The organism is Fusobacterium sp. JB019, assembly GCA_030673965.1.
In the GTDB taxonomy this organism is placed as follows: Bacteria; Fusobacteriota; Fusobacteriia; order Fusobacteriales; family Fusobacteriaceae; genus Fusobacterium_B.
Window position 1 is genome coordinate 124,326 of record JAUTCN010000002.1, and the last position, 19,003, is coordinate 143,328.

Consider the following 19,003-nt stretch of genomic DNA (forward strand, 5'->3'; position numbering starts at 1 on the left):
ATGATTAAACTAGGATTATTAGGAAGACATTTAAGTCATAGTTTATCTCCTAAAATTCATGAATTTCTATTTGAGGAGTTACAGATTCAAGGTAAATATGATTTATTTGAAAAAGAAGAAAAAGATGTAAATGATTTTATTCAAGATATATCTGATGAAAATATTGGAATAAATGTAACAATACCTTATAAAATAAAGGTTATAAAATCTTTAGATTGGATTTCTGAAGAAGCTTCTAAAATAGGAGCGGTTAATACGATTCATTTTAAAAATGGAAAAAAATATGGATATAATACAGATTATTTTGGATTTTCAAGATTGTTAGAACAAAATAGTATAGATGTATCAAATAAAAAAGTTGTTGTTTTAGGAGCTGGTGGTGCAGCTAGGGCAGTAATAACTTGTTTAAGAGATTTAAAAGCTAAAGAAATTATTATTGTTGCAAGAAATTTAGAAAAAGCAACCTCTCAACTAGGAAATTTACTGGGAGAAGATACTAGAATGATAACCTTTAATACTTTAGAAAAAGAAAATCAAAAAGGGTATCTAGTAGTTAATTCTACCCCTGTAGGTATGTTTCCTAATATTTATGATTGTCCAATAAGTGAAAAAAGTATTAGAAATTATGAGGTTTTTGTAGATTTGATATATAATCCTTTAGAAACTAAATTTTTAGAAAAAGCAAGACTATGTGGAAAAAAAGCAGTTAATGGAATGTTCATGCTAGTAGCTCAAGGAATAGCTTCGGAGGAAATTTGGCTTAATAAAAAAATAGGAAATGATGTAATCGAAAAAATAGCGAAAAGATTAGAAAATAATAAGAATATTGTTCTTATAGGTATGCCTGGCTGTGGAAAAACTTATATTGGAAAAATATTGGCTGAAAAATTAAATAAAGAATTTATAGATTCAGATGAATATTTACAAACTTTAGAAAAAAAATCTATTTCAGAACTATTCGTATATGGAGAAGAATATTTTAGAGAGGTTGAAACAAAGGCTATTAAAGAAATATCTTTGAACAAAAATAAAGTAATATCAACAGGTGGGGGAGTTATAAAAAAATATGAAAATATAGAGCTTCTTAAAAAAAATGGAATTATAATTTTTTTAAACCGTCCTTTAGAAAGAATAATAGAGGATATAGATGTAAGTTCAAGACCTCTTTTATTAAAGGGGATAGAAGAGATTTATAGTATTTATAATAAAAGAGTAGAATTTTATAAAAAATATTCAGATTATATTATAGAAAATAAAACTGGTATAAATCAAGTGGTAGATAGTATAATCGATATTATACAAAAATAAAGGGGTTGATACTGTGAAAATATTAGTTATAAATGGTCCAAATATAAATATGCTAGGAGTAAGGGAAGAAAATATTTATGGAAAAGAAGATTATAATTTTCTTTGTGAATTGATAGAAAAAAAATCAAAAGAATTAAATATAGAAGTTGAAATAAAGCAAAGTAATTATGAAGGAGAAATAGTAGAAATTATTCAAAAAGCTTATAATAATGTTGATGGGATAGTTATAAATCCAGCAGCTTATACACATTATAGCATAGCTATATTAGATGCTTTGAAAGCTGTAAATATTCCTACTATAGAAGTTCATATTAGTAATATTCATAAGAGAGAAAAAATGCGTCATACCTCAATAACAGCGGCAGGATGTTTGGGTCAAATCTCAGGACTTGGACTTAAGGGTTACATTTTAGCTATGGAAGGATTAATAGATTTTATTAAAAATCAAAAAAACTAGTTATTTTATTTGAAGATATTGTTTACTTTTTTGATATTGTAAGCTATAATCAAAATAGAAGGTACTTTAATTTAAACTAAATATTTAATAGGAGGAGATTTATATGAGAAAGATACTTATTCCATTAGATGGTAGTGAAAGAAGTTTACATTCTATTTCTTTAATGAAAGAACTATATGCGCCTACTGAAGTAGAAATAGTTTTAATGTATGTTGAAGAGGGAACAGAAGAAATTTACAAAGATTTAGATGAAGCATTAAGAGGAAAAACTTATGAAGAGGGGAAAAGAATATTTGAAAGCCACAATTTAAAGGACAAAATAGAGAAAAAATTAGATTCTCCTATGGAACTTTTAAAAGATTATTCTGTTAAAAAAGAAGTATCTTTTGATAAAAAAATTGGTAAAGAAATATTGAAGGTAGCTAAAGAAAATGAAGTGGATCTTATTATAATGACTAAATCAACTAAAAAAGGATTTGAAAAAATGATTGGTTCAGTTACTACTTATGTAGTTAAGCATGCTCATTGTATGCTTCTTATTGCTCCAGAATAAAATAAATGAATTTAAGAGCCCGTAAAAGGGTTCTTTTTTTTATTTATATTTATTATAATTGACATAATTAAAAATATGTAATATAGTGATATAGAACTAAATAAATAAGGAGAAAAAATGGACAATAAATTATTACAATATTTTATTTTAATTTTAGGAACTTTTGCCTTGTCAACTTCAGCTATATTTGTTAAATTAAGTGATGCTCCTTCTTCTATAGTAGCTTTCTATAGATTAGGTTTTACTTTTTTAATGTTATTTCCCTTTGTGTTTACAAATAAAAAAAATTTAAAACAAGTAAAAGAATTAACAAAAAAACAAATTTTAATAGGGGCTGCTTCTGGGATATTTTTATCACTACATTATCTATTATGGTTTGAATCTTTAAAATTTACATCGGTAGCAAGTTCTACAGTTATTGTAACTCTTCAACCTGTTTTTGCCTTTGCAGCAAGTGCTTTAATATTTAAAGAAAAATTTTCTAAGCAGGCAATTTTAGGAGCTTTTATTTCTATTATAGGTTGCGCTATTATAGGATGGGGAGATTTTCAGATTAGTGGGACAGCATTAATTGGAGATATAATGGCTTTTGTAGCTGCAGGAGTTATAACAGCTTATTTTTTTGTGGGACAAATTTTAAGGAAAGAAATAGATGTAGTTCCTTATTCTATTGTAGGATATGGAATGAGCTCTATAATTTTGTTTGTATATTCTATAGTAACAAAAGCTTCTTTTTTTAATTATTCTAAATTAACTTGGTGGTGTTTTTTAGGATTAGCTCTTATTTCAACAGTTTTAGGTCAGGTTATCTTTAATTGGTTGTTAAAATGGGTTAGTGCTTCAACAGTTTCCATGTCTATTTTAGGAGAATCTGTAGGAACGTGTATTCTTGCTTATCTTATACTTGGAGAGATTTTAACAATAAAACAATTTATAGGAATATTAATTATTTTAAGTGGTCTTTTAATGTATTTTATAGATAATAAAAAGAAATCAGATAATAGTTAAGCTCCCTTAAGGGAGCTTTTTTTATTTCATTAGATTGAAAATAGAAATATTTTTAATGATTTTTTTATTTATATTATAATTTCCATTGTATATATAAATTGGAACTAAAGCTTTTGTATGAGAACCATTATTTTTCCAATCAAAACTAGGAACTTTATTTTTTCCTTTATTAATTAAATTTTTAATTCCACCAGTTTCGTGATCAGCGGTTATAATAACCATAGTATCTTTATTTTTTTTAGCCCATTGTAAAACATAGTCTACAGTGGAACCAAAATTTTTCATTTCATGGATAGTTCTATCTTTTTCAAGAGCATGGGAAGCATCATCTATTCTACCTCCTTCTACCATTAAGAAGAAGCCTTTTTTATTTTTTGAAAGTATATTTAAAGATTTTGCTGTCATTTCTTTTAATGAAGGAGCTATCTTTTCTTGATCAAAGTATGGAAGATTTGTATTTCCAAAAGTAGCAATTATTGGTTTGTTTTTATAAGATAAAAGTTTAAAATCATCATAAGTATCAATAACTTGAAAGTTATTTTGTTTAAAAGATAATTTTTTTAAATCTGTAAGCTTAGGATCTCCACCTCCCATTATAATATCTGGCTTTATACTAAGGAAATCATTTAAAATTTCATCATGATTGTGTCTGTTGTTGCTGTGAGAAGCGAAAACAGCAGGAGTAGCATCTGTTATTGAGGTTGTAGTAATTATTCCAGTTGATTTTCCTTCTGATTTTTTAAGTTCAAGTATAGTTTTTTCATTCTTGTTAAAAATATTTTCAGATATTTTTCGAGGGTTAGTTTTAATTCCTGTAGCCATTGCTGTTCCAGCAGCAGCAGAATCTGTAGTTTCAAAAAACATACTTAAATTTTCAACATATCCTTTTGGTAAAGATTCAAATTTAAATTTTTGACCATTTAAATATTCTCCAGCTTTTATATGATTTTCGCCCATTCCGTCTCCAATTAAAAGAATAACATTTTTAGGTGCTTTTTCTTTAGGGAAAAGAAAAGATGTTGAATGTATAAAGAATATTAAAAATATAAAAATGATAAAGGTTAAGACGATTTTTGTTAATTTTTTCATTTGAATAACTCCTTTTGTGTATTGTAAAGTTATTATAAATGAAAAATATTAATATTTGGTTAATATTTCCTTAAAGTTTTTTTATTATAAAAAAGAACTATAGATTTTTCTATAGTTCTTAGTATATTTATTATTTGTTTTTTAGATATCATAGGTTAATAAATTTCCATTTTTATCATATCGTTTAGGTTTTTTCAAATTTTCTTTCATGGTTTTGAAAAATTCTTTTTTTTCATTTTGGGAAATATTTTTTTTAAAAACAATTTCTCCATTTTTTATTTCTACTTTTTTAATTAAATTTTTGGGAAAAGGAACTAGCATTCTAAATCACCTCTTTCAATCTATAATATTACTTTAAAATAAGATTTTTTATAATTTCATACATATCTCCCTACTCAAAGTATACTACTTTTATTTTAGATAATCAATTTTTATATTTTGTTTACGGGCTAAATATAAGTAATTTTAAAATTAATCCTTCTAAATAAATGTTTTTGATAATAAAATATTAAATAATTATTACTCTTAAAAAAGATTAAGGTGGTATAATATAGATAAGAATTCTTTTCAAAATTATCTCAATCATGAAAAACAACTTATAATATGTGCTTGAAGCATTTTTAAAACACGAGGTATAAAAAAAATAGTATTGACATATTAAAAAAATAGTATATAATATTTTAAAACTATAAATTAAATTTAATTGATTATAAGTTTTTAAAATTATAAACAAAATGTACGGTATTCTTAATGGAAATTAAGAGAGGAGGAGTTTATGAGTGTAGAGCATAGAGGAGAATGGGGCTCAAGAATGGGATTTATTCTTGCAGCTATAGGTTCAGCAGTAGGATTAGGAAATATATGGAGATTTCCATATACGGTAGCAAGTAATGGAGGGGGAGCATTTTTAATTCCTTATTTAGTAGCATTATTAACTGCAGGAATTCCAATTTTAATATTAGAATTTTCTTTAGGTCATAAAACGAGACATAGTGCTCCAGGAGTATTTGGACATTTAAATAAAAAATATGAAGTTGTTGGATGGTTTCAAACATTGATAGCTTTTTGTATAACAACTTATTATGTTGTCATTATTGCGTGGGCTGTAAGTTATGCAGGATATGCATTAACTGGAGCTTGGGGGAGTGATCCGAAAGGATTTTTATTTGGAAATTATTTACAATTAACTGACTCTCCAATGAAATTAGGAGGATTGAATACAAAGGTATTAATTCCACTTTTAATTGTATGGTTAGTTAATTATATTGTTATTAGGTTAGGTATTAAGGGGGGGCTAGAAAAAGCAAATAAAATATTTATGCCTTTACTTGTAATAGCTCTTTTAATTATTGTAGTAAGAGGAGTAACTTTACCAGGTGCTTTATCAGGTTTAGATTATTTTTTCAAACCAGATTTTAGTAAACTATTAGATCCTCAAGTTTGGTTATCTGCTTATGGTCAAATTTTCTTTTCTTTAAGTGTTTGTTTTGCAATTATGTATGCTTATTCTAGTTATTTACCAAAGGATTCAGATATAGTAAACAATGCATTTATAACAGGACTTGGAAATTGTAGTTTTAGTTTATTATCTGGAATAGGAGTATTTAGTGTGTTAGGGTACATGGCTTATAGTCAAGGTGTAAGTGTAGCAGAAGTATCTTCAGCTGGAGTAGGGCTTGCTTTTGTAGTTTTTCCTCAAGCTATAAGTGCATTGCCAGGGATGAATGGAATAATCGGAGTAATTTTCTTTGCTTCTTTAATATTTGCAGGATTTTCATCTTCAATATCAATAGTGGAAGCTGTAGTGGCATCTATTAGAGATAAATTTAATTTAACAAGAAAACAAGCTTTAAATAGATTTACATTAATATCAGGTTTATTATCTTTAGTTATAGCTACTAAAGGTGGATTATATATTTTGGATATCGTGGATTATGCAACAAATCAATATGGAATTGTTATGGCAGGATTTGCGGAACTAGTTATATTTGGATGGCTTTTTAAAACTGATAGTGTAAGAAGATATGCGAATAGTCTTTCTGATTTTGCAATTGGAAAGTGGTGGTTAGTTTGTATTAGAGCTACATCATTAATTCTTGGATTAATGTTGTTCTTGAAAATAAAAAATACAATAAATAATCCATATGAAGGATATTCTTGGCTAGCTTTAGGGATATATGGAATGGGTGTAATTATTGCAGTTATAATTGGAGCGATTATACTGGCTAAGAAAAAAGGTTCAGATAAATTTGAACAAGATATATATCATAATGGTCTTGGAAATGAAATAAAATTAGATGTAGAAGATTAAAAGGAGGATGAGTTTATGAGTACAGGAGCAATAATAATGGCTATTTTAAGTTGTGTCATCCTTTGGGGTGGATTTGCAGTTTGTTTAAGAATTGCTTTAAAGTCAAATAAATAATAAAATGACTCTACTTATTAAAAACTTTAATAGGTAGAGTCTATAAAAATAATTAAAAAATAAATTTTAAGTCTTGACATTTTATAGAATAAAAGGTATTATATTACTACCATGTCAAATATTTAAAATTTTATATTTTTAAATATTTACCAAAAGGGCTTAGTTAATTTCTAAGCCCTTTTAGTTTATCTAAATTATTTATTTCATAAGATAAAACTTCTTTCCAAATTTCTTTTAGATAAATGTTATTAAAGTATTTTTTTATTGTGCAATATCCAGGTAAATTTTCACATAGTGAAATTTCAGTCATAGATAGTTTGTGATCATTGTTTTTGTGATATTCTTCTAAAAGTTTAATTGTTAAAATTTCTTTGCTATATGTTTTATAACTATTTGGAACTTTAAGATCATCACATATACTTCCAGCTAAAGCATTAATATAACCATATTTTTTTAAATAAGAATCTCTAAATTCTTTTTTATCTGACGGATTATATATTTTTATAAAATTTTCCATTTGTTTTTGATGAGTCATTTGTCCAAATAAGAGGTGAGGGCGGGAAATTTTAATATTGTGCAAATAAGGTTTTGTGATTGGCTTTATTGTTAAATTAAAATTATTTTTTTCAAAATATTTAGCAATTAAGTCGAATAGATTGTAAAAATCTTTAATATTTAAATCATTCATAAGTTTTAAATTATTATTAAACAATAATTTTGTGGAAATAATTATATTTTCTTTTGAATATTTTAGTAAAAGATTTTTTAATAATAATTCTTCCTTTTCTTCCATAAGAGTCATCTCCTTAAAATACATTCTGTTACTAAATTATATTATATGCTTTATTTTGAAAAAATCAAATAAATTTTAAATTTTTAGTTGTGGTTAATCATTCCCATATTAACAATTCTGTTTTTTATTAAAGCTGTAACTTCATCTAAATTTTCATTAATTTTTTCTTTTCTTTTTTGTGAATCTTTGTAAGGGAAACTAACTGCTTTTTTATTAATTAATTTTTCAAGGGCTTGAGCTTCTAAATTACAAAGACATTTTATTTCTTTTCCTTTAACATATATTTCTTCTAAGTAAAATGGTTTATGTTTATCTAGAGCAACAGACAAACTATTGTAAGTAGATTTAAAGTTTTCTAATCTCTTTTTCTTTTCAGTAACTGTAATGGGAGAATCTAATTTAGGAGCCAATTTATTTGTTTCGAGATTTAAATTGTAGATCAAGTCAAAAATTTCAGTGTATATTTTAAATTCTAATTCAAATTGAAGTTTTGCAACTGAGTTTTTACTTGCTAAGAAGTCTTTATACTCTTTTATTTGAGTTTTCAATATGAAAATAATGAAGAAAGGATTTATAAAAGCTAAAATTGCTATAACGGCTGTCATATTTAAGTTTGTGAAAATACTAAGTCTAATTAAAATAAATAAAAAAAATACATATGCTAAAACTTTAAAAGCTTGTTTTTCTAAAAGATTTTTCTTTTCCATATATTCTCATCTCCTTAAGGTTCTTTTCTATAATTATACTATAAGAATATAAAAAAAGGATTAAATACTAGCTTTTAAATTATGTTATAAAAAAATCTTTAATAAAGTTGACAAATTGAAATTATGAGGGTATCCTTTTAGTAACCTCAATATTAAATTATTTGTGTAATATTTTTTACCTAAAGACCTAGTTTTCTAGGTCTTTTTATATTAACTTTCTAACCAATCCCAAGCTTCATTTATTTTATTAGCTTCAAATTTAGCTCTATTGATATTAGCTAATTCAAATAGGGGCTGTATTTGTTTGAAAAATATTTCTGCTATTTCAGCATCTGAAACTAAAGCAACTTTATTGATTCTATTAAAATTTTGAACTATCCACTTTAAATCTTCTAATTCTGCTTTGGTATCCCAAGTGATATTTTTTTCTACTAGAACAAGAATATTTATTTTTTCATGCTTTTCTAAAATAGAATTTAATTTTCCTAAAAAAGTTAGTTCTTCTTCTAAAGTTACTTTTCCACTAGCATGTATTCCAAAATTAGCCTTATTGCTTCTTGAAAGTAATTCAATCATATTATCCTTCCTCCTTCATATAAATGAAACCAATAAAATAAATATCTAATTATTAAAACGTATTACTATAAGTACATTGTAGATCTTTTCATGATTCTTTTCAATGGAAAAATATAAAAAATTAAAAGACTTGACATATGAAGATTATAAGAGTATTCTTAAATTAATCTTTTCTTAATATACAAGTGTTATCTTTCTAAAGGCTTAGTTAATTCTAAGCCTTTTTTTATTTAAATAATCATTAAATAACAGTGCCAAATTTAACTTTCTTAAATATAATAATTTAAACTGTTGACAATTAATACATCTGGAGGTATATTTAAAACGTAGTGTTCGCTATAAATTTAAATTATGTAAGGAAGGAGGTATTTGTTATGATTTTTTATATAAATGAGAATACACACGAAATACATAGACTAACATGTAGTTTTGTTGATCCTGATAAATATCCTAATGTTGTTTATTTAGGAAATTATAATTCTTCTGAAAAAGCAGTAATAGATGCTTTAGAAAGAAGTTATTATAAAGCAAATGCTTGCACTCATTGCTGCTCTAAAACTAATGTTGATTAATTTTTTAGTTAGAGACTAGGGTGAAACTAAGCTTTTTTGTAATTGCTTTTCAGATATTTAATAAAAATAAATAGATTATAAATAAAAAAAGAAAACCTTTTATAATATAAGGCTTTCTTTTTTTATTGTTTAAAGTTTAGGGTAGGAAACTCATAAACCTGACTAAAGTTTAGGAGTTAATAAAATGTAAAACATCTACATCACAAGATAATAATACCACAATTAACTTTGAAAGTCAAATCATTTGATTTTAATGTTAAAATCTTTTAATAATCCAATTAAATCAGGAAGAGAAAATTGTCCTCCTGTGATATTATTTGTTAAAGGATTTATTCTATAATTAGTAGCTTTTTTAAAGTTAGAATTTTCTAAATTGCAATTTTCAAAACATGTTCCTTGTAAGTCACAATTTTTAAAAGAGGCTTGTTTAAGATTAGTATTAGAAAATAAACATTCTTTTAAAGTGGAATTTGAAAAATCTATTTTCTTTAAATCTAATTTGCTAAAATCACAATATTTTAAGTATGATTTAAGAAAGACTACTTCAATTATAAATTGATTGATATTACTTAAAAAAATATTGATAAGTTCAGAATTTTCAAAATTTAAATCTATAAATTTTGAATGGCAGAAAGTACAGGTATTTAATTGACAAGATTTAAAGGTACAGTTTTCAAAGATAGTATTATTAAAGTTTATTTGGTTAAAAGCTATTCCTTCAAATGTGCAACTTAAAAATTCGCTGTTTTCAAAAGTTAATGTTTCCATATCTTTTTTAGTAAAAATTATATCTTCGTAGTACATATTTCACTTTCTTTATAAAAAGTTTAAACTATTTATTTTTTTGTTTTAATATAACATAGAGGTGAGAAGGAGTCAATTTTTAATGTGATTAAGGAAGAGATAATAAAATAATTAGAAATCAAAAAAAGAAAACCTTTTATATAAAAAGAGATTTTCTTTTTGTTCCACATTGGTTAGATTAAAATATGTTAATTCCTGATACACCTTCAGAATATAACATAAAGTTTACATTCCACATTGGTTAGATTAAAATGAAAAAGCTATTATCAATGGTATTAAAGATGGTAAAGGTTTACATTCCACATTGGTTAGATTAAAATTAAAAGGAGCTATAATAGGAATCGTTATTTTGATTTGTTTACATTCCACATTGGTTAGATTAAAATGTTACATACATTTTTGGAAAGTAAGCAAGATTTTACAACTGTTTACATTCCACATTGGTTAGATTAAAATTAGTGTCCATTTCTTTTCTTTGTAATTTATATTCTTATGGTTTACATTCCACATTGGTTAGATTAAAATTAACCAAATAGAAATCAAAAAAGAAATTGTAGATATGATGGTTTACATTCCACATTGGTTAGATTAAAATTTTTCTACTATTTTATCTTCTATTTCTTCATAATTTTCGTTTACATTCCACATTGGTTAGATTAAAATAGGTACCCTTGTAACCTTTTTAAAATTATAACATAAGAAAGTCGTTTCTGTCGACCCCCTAAATTTTCATGATTTTTGCTATAAGTTTTACTAATTCATCTCTTTAATTTTTATGTAAAATATTTATTTTGTTAGCTTTATAAAAAACTGTCGATCTATAGGTAAATTTGTCTTACCGGAGGTCGACAGTTTTTGAAGCTTTAAAATATAAAAAATTTATATATTTAACTTTTTAAGATATTTTTAGACTTGATAAATTGAGATTATGAGGGTATCCTCGTAATACTTAAAGATATTACAGACTAAGGCTTAGTTAATTCTAAGTCTTTTTTATTCACTGTTGACAAATTTAAAAAACGGGTGTAGTATCAAGTTAGATGTAAATATTTCATAGAGTAACTCCTAAAATTTAAATCCTTAAGACCTGGAATTATTTCTAGGTCTTTTTGGTGTGTTGACAAAGTAGTAATTCAGGAGTATATTATATTTAGCATAATCCTTATGCAATGTAATATTGAAAGGTCTAGATATATATCTAGACCTTTTTGTGTTTGTTGACAAATTAAGAATTTGAAGGTATAACTATAGTGCCATTAAAAATATATTAAGCATTACCTTTTAAGACTTAGATTTTTATCTAAGTCTTTTTTTATAGAAAGATTATTGGTTGACAATTGATTTGTCTAGGTGTATACATAGAATGTAGGAAGCATTAAGTTAAACTATAAAAGAGAGGAGGTGCTAATAGATGTCAAAGACTAATAAAGAACTAGCTGTTGATGTAGCTTTAAAAATTATTGAAGCACAATTGATAAGTTTTTATGATCCAAATAGACCTAGTGATAGTAAAAAGAAATATGAAGCTACCCCACTAATAAATATTACTTGTAAGATAATAAAAGATGTTTATAAAACATTGGAAGAATTAGATGGAAATTCAAACAAAGAGATAGATATAGATATCGAGGCTCTTGATATACCATAGTTAAATCTTGGGTTAGTTAACCCAAGATTTTTTTATTTACTAAATTTATTTTATTTAGTTTTGTTTGTTGGAATTTTTTTATAAAATTGTAGTTAATTATAATTCTTATTAAAGAATTATTTTAGAAAATTTTAGAGAAAAAGGTATATTTGTTTTATTAATTTCCATAGTGGTTAGATTAAAATTTACAGCAGAATTTAATTTTGCTACAGATATGAAAGAATTTACATTCCATAGTGGTTAGATTAAAATAAACCCTTTTAGAACGGCGTCCTCTGTAATAAAATTATTTACATTCCATAGTGGTTAGATTAAAATAGGTACCCTTGTAACCTCCCTAAAATTATAGCATAAGAAAGTAGTTTCTGTCGACCCCCTAAAATTGCATAAATTTTCCCATAAGTTTTTCTTGTTTATTTAATAAATTTCCTGATAAAGTATTTTTTTTGTTGAAGTTATAAGAAACTGTCGATCTATAGGTATTTTTACCTTACCGGAGGTCGACAGTTTTTGGATTTAAAAAAAGAAATATGATAAAAGTTTTCAAAACTAAAAGTTTCTTCAATAGGTTTAACATATAATGGTTTAGTTCAATATTCGAAATGATAAAGTAACTTTTTCAAACAATTTTTAAATGTTTTGCTTTTTTTTAATATTTTTAGACTTGACAAATTAAATTTTTGGGGGTATCCTCATAATACCTTTAAGTATTATATATTACAGACTAAGGCTTAGTTCATTCTAAGTCTTTTTTATTTTGTTTTACAGTTGACAAAATAAAAATATGAAGGTATAACTATAGTGCCATTAAAAATATATTAATCATTAACTTTAAAGACTTAGATTTTTATCTAAGTCTTTTGTTATTTAATAAATAATATTTTCTTTCAAATTGAAATATTAAAAATTTACAAAAAAATAAAAAAAGGTAGAAAATAATTCTACCTTTTGTTTGTTTCTTGTTTGTTGTAATTTTGAAAACATATGCAATTGTACACCGACAAAAAGAATTATAAATTACATAAAGCATTGTTTTTCAACAGTTTTACAACTTTATGCAAAGTTATAAAAAAGATGGTGCCTAAGGCGGGACTTGAACCCGCAAGGTGCAAAGCACCGGGAGATTTTGAGTCTCCTACGTCTACCAATTCCATCACTCAGGCACTACCCAAATATAGTATCTCTTTTTCCAGAATATGTCAATATTTTTTTTAAAAAAATAGATATTTTTTAAATTTGTAGTATAATATAATAAGTGAAGATACAAAGAAAAGGTAGGAGGAATATTACATGAAAATTAAGGTTAATAGTTGCAATAAAATAAAAGATGGTTATGAAATAACAGTTGAGTATATTGATATATTTTCATTAAGATTATATCCAGATGGAAAAGGTGGACAATTAGGGGATAGAGGAAATATAGGTGGAATAGAAATTTTAAAAGTAACAAGTGATAATGTTGTTTTAAAAGAAAAAATAGAATTAGGTATATATGATTATGAAATAGATATGGAAAGAAGAGAAGATATAGCTATTCAACATAGTGCAGAACATTTATTTTCTGGAATAGCAAAGGAAAAATTTAATTTAAATAATGTTGGCTTTAGAATGACTGAAACAGTTACTACAATTGATTTAGATTCTAATGATATATCAGAAAATATAGTTAAAGAACTAATGAAGGAAATAAATTTAGCTGTAAAAAAAGGTGGAGCAATAGAAACTAAAATTTGTTCTATTGAGGAAGCTAAAAGAATAGAATTGAGAAAACCAATTAGTTCAAAGATTAAAAGTGATGAAATTAGAATAGTGAAAATATCAAAATTTGATACTTGTGCCTGTGCAGGATTTCATATAAATGATTTAAAAGATATAAGAATTGTGAAGTTAGTTTCTAAGGAAATAAAAGGAAAAAATACAAGATTTTCAATAATAGCAGGACAAAGAGCTATAGATGATTATGAAGTTAAAAGTGAAGTAGTAACTGCTTTAAATCATAAATTTAGTTGTAGAGATAATGAAATAATTTCTTCTATTGATAAACAACTTGAACATTACGAAAATTTGAAAAAAGAATTTAATGAACTTAATCAAGAATATACAAAATTATTATATAAAACATTAGATAATAAAATAGAAGAAATTAATGGAAATAAAATAGTATTTTTAGAAGAAAAAAAAGAAGTAATTAACGAAATAAAAAAAATATTTGATAAGGAACTAACTTTAGTTGGATTAACTGGTGAAAATATAATGTTTGTAAGTAATGTTTTAGACTGTGGATATTTAATAGGAGAAATAAAAAAAATAAATCCAAATTTAAAAGGTGGAGGAAAAGGAAAGCAAGGAAATCTTAAGGGAAGTTTAGAAAAGAATGAAATTATTGAAATCTTAAAAAAGATTTTATAGTATAAATATTGTTATTTTTATGAAAGTTTGGTATAATTAATCTTAGACTTTATAATTTTGGAGGAAAAATGGAAAACTTAAAAAAAGAGCTTTTAAACTTAAATGAAAAGGAACTTATAGACTTAGTCGTTTCTTTAGGGATGAAAAAGTTTAACGGTAAACAAATATACGGATGGTTACACAGTAAAATTGCAAGAAGTATACATGATATGAGTAATATCTCGTTAAAATCAAGAGAGGTATTAGCAGAACATGCATATATCCCATTATTAAACTTAGTAAATCATCAAGTATCAAAAAAAGACGGAACAGAGAAATTTTTATTTAAATTGCAAGATGCAAATACAATAGAAACAGTTTTATTAAAACACAAAGAAAGAAATACACTTTGTATTTCAAGTCAAGTTGGATGTCCAATAAAATGTGCTTTCTGTGCAACTGGAGCTTCTGGTTTTGAAAGAAACTTAGATGTACATGAAATATTAAATCAAGTTTACACAGTTGAAAGAAGACTTAGAAACAAGGGAGAAACAATAAATAATATAGTATTTATGGGGATGGGAGAACCATTCTTAAATATTGAAAATTTAATAAAATCAATTAGAATTTTATCTGATGAAAACGGATTAAATATTTCTAAAAGAAAAATAACAGTTTCAACTTGTGGAATAGTTACAGGAATAGAAAGATTATTAGAAGAAAAATTACCAGTAGGACTAGCAATTTCATTACATGCTGTTGATAATGAAAAAAGAAACATTCTTGTTCCAGTAAATAAAAAATATCCTTTAGAAGATTTATTCAGTTCTTTAGTTCAGTATCAAAGAGTAACTAATAGAAGAATAACTTTTGAATATATATTAATAAAAGAATTTAACGTTTCTCAAGGAGACGGAGAGGTTTTGGCAAACTTTGTTCATGAATTTGATCATGTTCTAAATTTAATTCCTTACAACCCAGTTTTAGAAAATGAATTTGAAAGACCTAGTCAAAAGAAAATAGAAAAATTCTATAACTATTTAAAAAATGACAGAAAAGTAAATGTAATAATCAGAGGAGAAAAAGGAACAGATATAGATGGTGCTTGTGGTCAGTTAAGAAGAAGAAACCTTAGTAAGTAATTTTATTTATGGAGATATTTATGAAAAAATTTTTTAGAATAATATTAGCAGTTTGTATTTTAAGCTTTTTAGTAGGAGTGATAGGAATATTTGGAGTTGTTAATCATTATAAAAAAGAACTTCCAAATATATCAGAATTAATAGAATCTTACTCACCTTCAATTCCAACTAGAGTTTATGATATTAATGGAAAACAAATAGATGAATTATACAAAGAAATAAGAGTTCCAGTTAGAATAGAAGAAGTACCAAAAGCTTCAAAAGATGCTTTTTTAGCCATAGAAGATAGAAGATTTTATACACATTATGGTATAGATCCAATAGGGATTCTAAGAGCTATAGCTATAAATATAAGATACAAAAGTGCAAAACAAGGAGCTAGTACATTTACTCAGCAACTTGCAAGAAATGCTTTTTTAAGTCATGATAAGAAATTATCAAGAAAAATAAAAGAGGCAATTTTAACAATTGAGATAGAAAAGACTTATACTAAAGATGAAATTTTTGAAAAATATTTAAATGAAATTTATTTTGGTGAAGGGGATTATGGAATTAAGAGTGCAGCAAAATCTCTTTTTCATAAGGATATTAAGGATATTAATATTCCAGAAGCAGCAGTTTTAGCAGGAATACCTAATAGACCAAGATATTATAATCCTAGAAGAAATTTAAAAGCTTCTTTAAATAGAATGAAAGTTATTTTAAGTCAAATGAAAAAATTTAAGATGATAACTAAAGAAGAATATGAAGTAGCTATGAAACATAAATTTATAAAAATAGATGATGTAAAAGATATGAGTAAAGTAGACTTAGAGAACACTACTATAGTTTATAACAGAGCAGTTATAAATAAATCTTTAGCTCCTAGTTTTACAGATTTAGTTCATGATTATTTAATTGAAAATTTTGATGAAGAAGCAATCTATAATGATGGTTTACAAGTTTATACTACATTGAATTTTGATATGCAAAAAATAGCAGAAGAAACATTTAATGATTATAAACCTTTACTTGAGGATGAAAAACTACAAGGTGCAATGATAACTATAAATTCTTCTAATGGTTATATCACTTCAATAGTAGGTGGAAAGAATTTTAAACCTAGAAACTTTAATAGAGCTATTATGGCTAATAGACAAATAGGATCATCATTTAAACCTTTTGTATATTTTACATCTATATTAGATGGAAAAAGTGAAAATACAATTGTAGAAGATTCTAGATTTGTACAAGGAAATTGGGCTCCTAGAAATTATGGAATATTATTTAGAAAAAATGTAACTTTAGTAGAAGGACTTAATAGATCTATAAATATGGTAGCAATAAAATTATTAAAGGGAACAGGGCTTAATAAACTTTTTGATGTGACTGAAAAACTAGAAGCTAATTTAAATCCACCAAGAGATTTAACAGCAGCTTTAGGATCAGTTTCTTCTAGTCCTTTAAATTTAGCAAAAGCTTATTCTGTATTCTCTAATGGAGGATATATAGTGGAGCCTTTAGTTGTTATAGAAGTTAAAGATAAAAATGGTAATACTTTAGTGAAAAATACACCTAAAATAAAGAAAGTTTTTGAAGCTCAAGATGTAGCATTAACTACTAATTTATTAGAAAATTCTGTTGAAAGTGGAACAAGTAGAAGAGCTAAAGTAATAACAAAAAGAGGAAAAAGAATTCCTCAAGGTGGAAAAACTGGTACAACAAATGATTCAAGAAGTGTTTGGTATGCAGGGATAACACCAGAATATGCAACAACTGTTTATTTAGGTTATGATGACAATACTAAGATGCATAAAAAAACAGGTGGAGGATTAGCTGCTCCTATTTGGAGACAATATTATAAAAAAATAATAGATGAAGGTTATTATACTCCAAGTAAGTTTGAATTTATAGATAATTTAATTATAAATGGAGACTTATATTATCAAGATTTAGGTGCCTTATCAGGTCTTAGAGAAAGTTCAAAAACAAAAAGAAAATTCTTATTGAAAAGTAATAGAATAGAGTTAGAAAAAGAAAAGAAATATAATAATAATATTCAAGATATTTTATATAAGTAGGAGGCTTTTATGAACACATCAAATAGAATTAAAAATGTGGAGTTTTCTCCAATAAGAAAATTAATTCCCTATGAAGAAGAAGCTTTAAAAAATGGAAAAACTATTTATCATTTAAATATAGGACAACCTGATTTAAAAACTCCAAAGGAGTTCTTTGAAAGTATACAAGAGTTTCATGAGGATATACTTACTTATGCTCATTCAAGAGGAAGAAATGGGTTAATAGATGAGATGATAAAGTTTTATAAAAAACATTTTAATGTTACCTATGAATATGAAGATATTCTTATAACAACTGGCGGGAGTGAAGCAATATTATTCACATTATTAAGTATGTTTGATGAAGGGGATGAAATTTTAGTTTCAGAACCTTATTATGCTAACTATAATAATTTTTTCGATGTTTTAAACATAAAAGTAAATGCCTTTGCAGCAGATCCCAAAACAGGATTTCATTTGCCAAATAAAGATGTTATTATCTCTAAGATAAGTTCTAAGACTAAAGCTATAATGCTTACTAATCCTGGAAATCCAACTGGAGTTGTTTATACACAAGAAGAAATGAAATTAATAGGAGAAATTGCAAGAGAATATGGATTATATATTATAAGTGATGAAGTATATAAAGTATTTTCATATGGAGAAAATAGAGCTATTAGTTTTGGAGAAATAGAAGGAATAGATGATAATGTAGTTTTAATAGAATCAATTTCTAAAATATATTCAGCTTGCGGAGCAAGAGTGGGAGCTGTTATTAGTAAGAATAAAAATTTAATGAATGAAATTTATAAATTATGTCAAGCAAGACTATCAGTTTCAACTTTAGACATGGTTGGAGCTGAAGGATTATATAAAAAATTATCAGATGATTATTTTGAAAAAAATAAGATTGAATATGAAAAAAGAAGAGATATAGTTTACAAAGGGATATCTAAAATTTCTGGAATAGAAGTAACTAAACCAGAAGGAGCCTTTTATGTTATGGTTACCCTACCTATCGATAATGCTGAAGATTTTTGTATATGGCTATTAACTGATTTTCATTTAAATAATGAAACTATTATGTTATCTCCAGCAGAAGGTTTTTATGCAAATAAAGAATTAGGTAGAAATAAAATCAGAATTTCATATTGTATTGAAGCTGATAAGCTAGAAAAATCTATTAAAATTTTAGAATTAGGACTAAAAGAGTATTTAAGTAAATAAAACAAAAGAATTAATATAAGTAATTGAAATAAAAAGCACTGTTAGATAATAGATAACAGTGCTTTTTTTTATTGGTAGAATATAATATATATTTTTTTAATTTAGTTCTTGACTTTGATAAATAAAAATGATAGTATGTTTCCTATAAATATATAGAATCAATCATAAAGAAAGGAAGTATATATTATGTTAATCGAAAATAAGTTTAAATATTTTAATATTTTTTTGTTTTTTTTATTTATCTTTATAGTTTTATGCTTTTATAAA

General features: G+C 25.2%; 18 protein-coding genes, 1 tRNA gene and 1 CRISPR repeat array. Of the genes, 12 read left to right on the forward strand and 7 right to left on the reverse strand.

Annotated features, from left to right (window positions below; genetic code table 11):
* The 4 genes from aroE (at window position 1) to Q7K47_00815 (ending at window position 3,326) form a co-directional block, all read left to right on the forward strand.
* Entirely contained in the window at window positions 1-1,308 is a 1,308-nt protein-coding gene (gene aroE / locus Q7K47_00800; protein ID MDP0505741.1) for a shikimate dehydrogenase, read from the forward strand.
* Window positions 1,309-1,321: 13 nt separating this feature from the next.
* Window positions 1,322-1,765, forward strand: coding sequence for a type II 3-dehydroquinate dehydratase (gene aroQ, locus Q7K47_00805; protein MDP0505742.1), 444 nt, complete (start codon window positions 1,322-1,324; stop codon window positions 1,763-1,765).
* A 103-nt stretch (window positions 1,766-1,868) separates the two neighbouring features.
* Complete coding sequence (locus Q7K47_00810; GenBank protein MDP0505743.1) at window positions 1,869-2,318, forward strand: universal stress protein; 450 nt, start codon at window positions 1,869-1,871, stop codon at window positions 2,316-2,318.
* 117 nt (window positions 2,319-2,435) lie between these two features.
* Entirely contained in the window at window positions 2,436-3,326 is an 891-nt protein-coding gene (locus Q7K47_00815; protein MDP0505744.1) for a DMT family transporter, read from the forward strand.
* A 21-nt stretch (window positions 3,327-3,347) separates the two neighbouring features.
* On the opposite strand, the gene Q7K47_00820 is transcribed toward Q7K47_00815, so the two are convergent.
* Window positions 3,348-4,415, reverse strand: a complete 1,068-nt coding sequence (locus Q7K47_00820; GenBank protein MDP0505745.1) for an alkaline phosphatase — start codon at window positions 4,413-4,415, stop codon at window positions 3,348-3,350.
* Between the two features lie 141 nt (window positions 4,416-4,556).
* Complete coding sequence (locus tag Q7K47_00825; protein ID MDP0505746.1) at window positions 4,557-4,736, reverse strand: hypothetical protein; 180 nt, start codon at window positions 4,734-4,736, stop codon at window positions 4,557-4,559.
* A gap of 454 nt (window positions 4,737-5,190) precedes the next feature.
* Between Q7K47_00825 and Q7K47_00830 the strand changes: the two genes are divergently transcribed.
* Window positions 5,191-6,726, forward strand: a complete 1,536-nt coding sequence (locus tag Q7K47_00830; protein ID MDP0505747.1) for a sodium-dependent transporter — start codon at window positions 5,191-5,193, stop codon at window positions 6,724-6,726.
* A 15-nt stretch (window positions 6,727-6,741) separates the two neighbouring features.
* A complete protein-coding gene (locus Q7K47_00835; protein ID MDP0505748.1) occupies window positions 6,742-6,840 on the forward strand; it encodes a methionine/alanine import family NSS transporter small subunit in 99 nt (32 codons plus the stop codon).
* A gap of 163 nt (window positions 6,841-7,003) precedes the next feature.
* Here Q7K47_00835 and Q7K47_00840 read toward each other — a convergent pair whose 3' ends face one another.
* The 3 genes from Q7K47_00840 to Q7K47_00850 all read right to left on the reverse strand — a co-directional run bounded on the left by Q7K47_00840 (window position 7,004) and on the right by Q7K47_00850 (window position 8,916).
* Window positions 7,004-7,633: a hypothetical protein gene (locus Q7K47_00840; protein MDP0505749.1), complete on the reverse strand. Its 630-nt coding sequence runs from the start codon at window positions 7,631-7,633 to the stop codon at window positions 7,004-7,006.
* Between the two features lie 83 nt (window positions 7,634-7,716).
* Window positions 7,717-8,340, reverse strand: coding sequence for a hypothetical protein (locus Q7K47_00845; GenBank protein MDP0505750.1), 624 nt, complete (start codon window positions 8,338-8,340; stop codon window positions 7,717-7,719).
* Between the two features lie 210 nt (window positions 8,341-8,550).
* The gene (locus Q7K47_00850; GenBank protein MDP0505751.1) at window positions 8,551-8,916 is read right to left on the reverse strand and encodes an STAS/SEC14 domain-containing protein; all 366 of its coding nucleotides are present in this window, start codon (window positions 8,914-8,916) and stop codon (window positions 8,551-8,553) included.
* Window positions 8,917-9,290: 374 nt separating this feature from the next.
* Here Q7K47_00850 and Q7K47_00855 point away from each other — a divergent pair, with 374 nt between their 5' ends.
* Window positions 9,291-9,488 carry a hypothetical protein gene (locus tag Q7K47_00855; protein MDP0505752.1) on the forward strand — a complete coding sequence of 66 codons (198 nt, stop codon included), beginning with the start codon at window positions 9,291-9,293 and terminating at the stop codon, window positions 9,486-9,488.
* A 240-nt stretch (window positions 9,489-9,728) separates the two neighbouring features.
* On the opposite strand, the gene Q7K47_00860 is transcribed toward Q7K47_00855, so the two are convergent.
* Complete coding sequence (locus Q7K47_00860; protein MDP0505753.1) at window positions 9,729-10,292, reverse strand: pentapeptide repeat-containing protein; 564 nt, start codon at window positions 10,290-10,292, stop codon at window positions 9,729-9,731.
* A 155-nt stretch (window positions 10,293-10,447) separates the two neighbouring features.
* Window positions 10,448-10,955: a CRISPR direct-repeat array (repeat unit 30 nt; unit sequence GTTTACATTCCACATTGGTTAGATTAAAAT).
* A 748-nt stretch (window positions 10,956-11,703) separates the two neighbouring features.
* Here Q7K47_00860 and Q7K47_00865 point away from each other — a divergent pair.
* Window positions 11,704-11,940, forward strand: a complete 237-nt coding sequence (locus tag Q7K47_00865) for a hypothetical protein (GenBank protein MDP0505754.1) — start codon at window positions 11,704-11,706, stop codon at window positions 11,938-11,940.
* A 1,075-nt stretch (window positions 11,941-13,015) separates the two neighbouring features.
* Here Q7K47_00865 and Q7K47_00870 read toward each other — a convergent pair.
* Window positions 13,016-13,103: transfer RNA gene (locus Q7K47_00870), tRNA-Leu, on the reverse strand.
* Between the two features lie 127 nt (window positions 13,104-13,230).
* On the opposite strand from Q7K47_00870, the gene Q7K47_00875 reads away from it, so the two are divergent.
* From Q7K47_00875 to Q7K47_00890, 4 genes are all read left to right on the forward strand, one after another.
* The gene (locus tag Q7K47_00875; protein ID MDP0505755.1) at window positions 13,231-14,349 is read left to right on the forward strand and encodes an alanyl-tRNA editing protein; all 1,119 of its coding nucleotides are present in this window, start codon (window positions 13,231-13,233) and stop codon (window positions 14,347-14,349) included.
* Between the two features lie 68 nt (window positions 14,350-14,417).
* On the forward strand, window positions 14,418-15,470 hold the full coding sequence (gene rlmN / locus Q7K47_00880) for a 23S rRNA (adenine(2503)-C(2))-methyltransferase RlmN (protein MDP0505756.1): 1,053 nt from the start codon (window positions 14,418-14,420) through the stop codon (window positions 15,468-15,470).
* Between the two features lie 20 nt (window positions 15,471-15,490).
* A complete protein-coding gene (locus tag Q7K47_00885) occupies window positions 15,491-17,530 on the forward strand; it encodes a transglycosylase domain-containing protein (GenBank protein MDP0505757.1) in 2,040 nt (679 codons plus the stop codon).
* Window positions 17,531-17,539: 9 nt separating this feature from the next.
* Window positions 17,540-18,736, forward strand: a complete 1,197-nt coding sequence (locus Q7K47_00890) for a pyridoxal phosphate-dependent aminotransferase (protein MDP0505758.1) — start codon at window positions 17,540-17,542, stop codon at window positions 18,734-18,736.
* The last annotated feature ends 267 nt before the right edge of the window (window positions 18,737-19,003 follow it).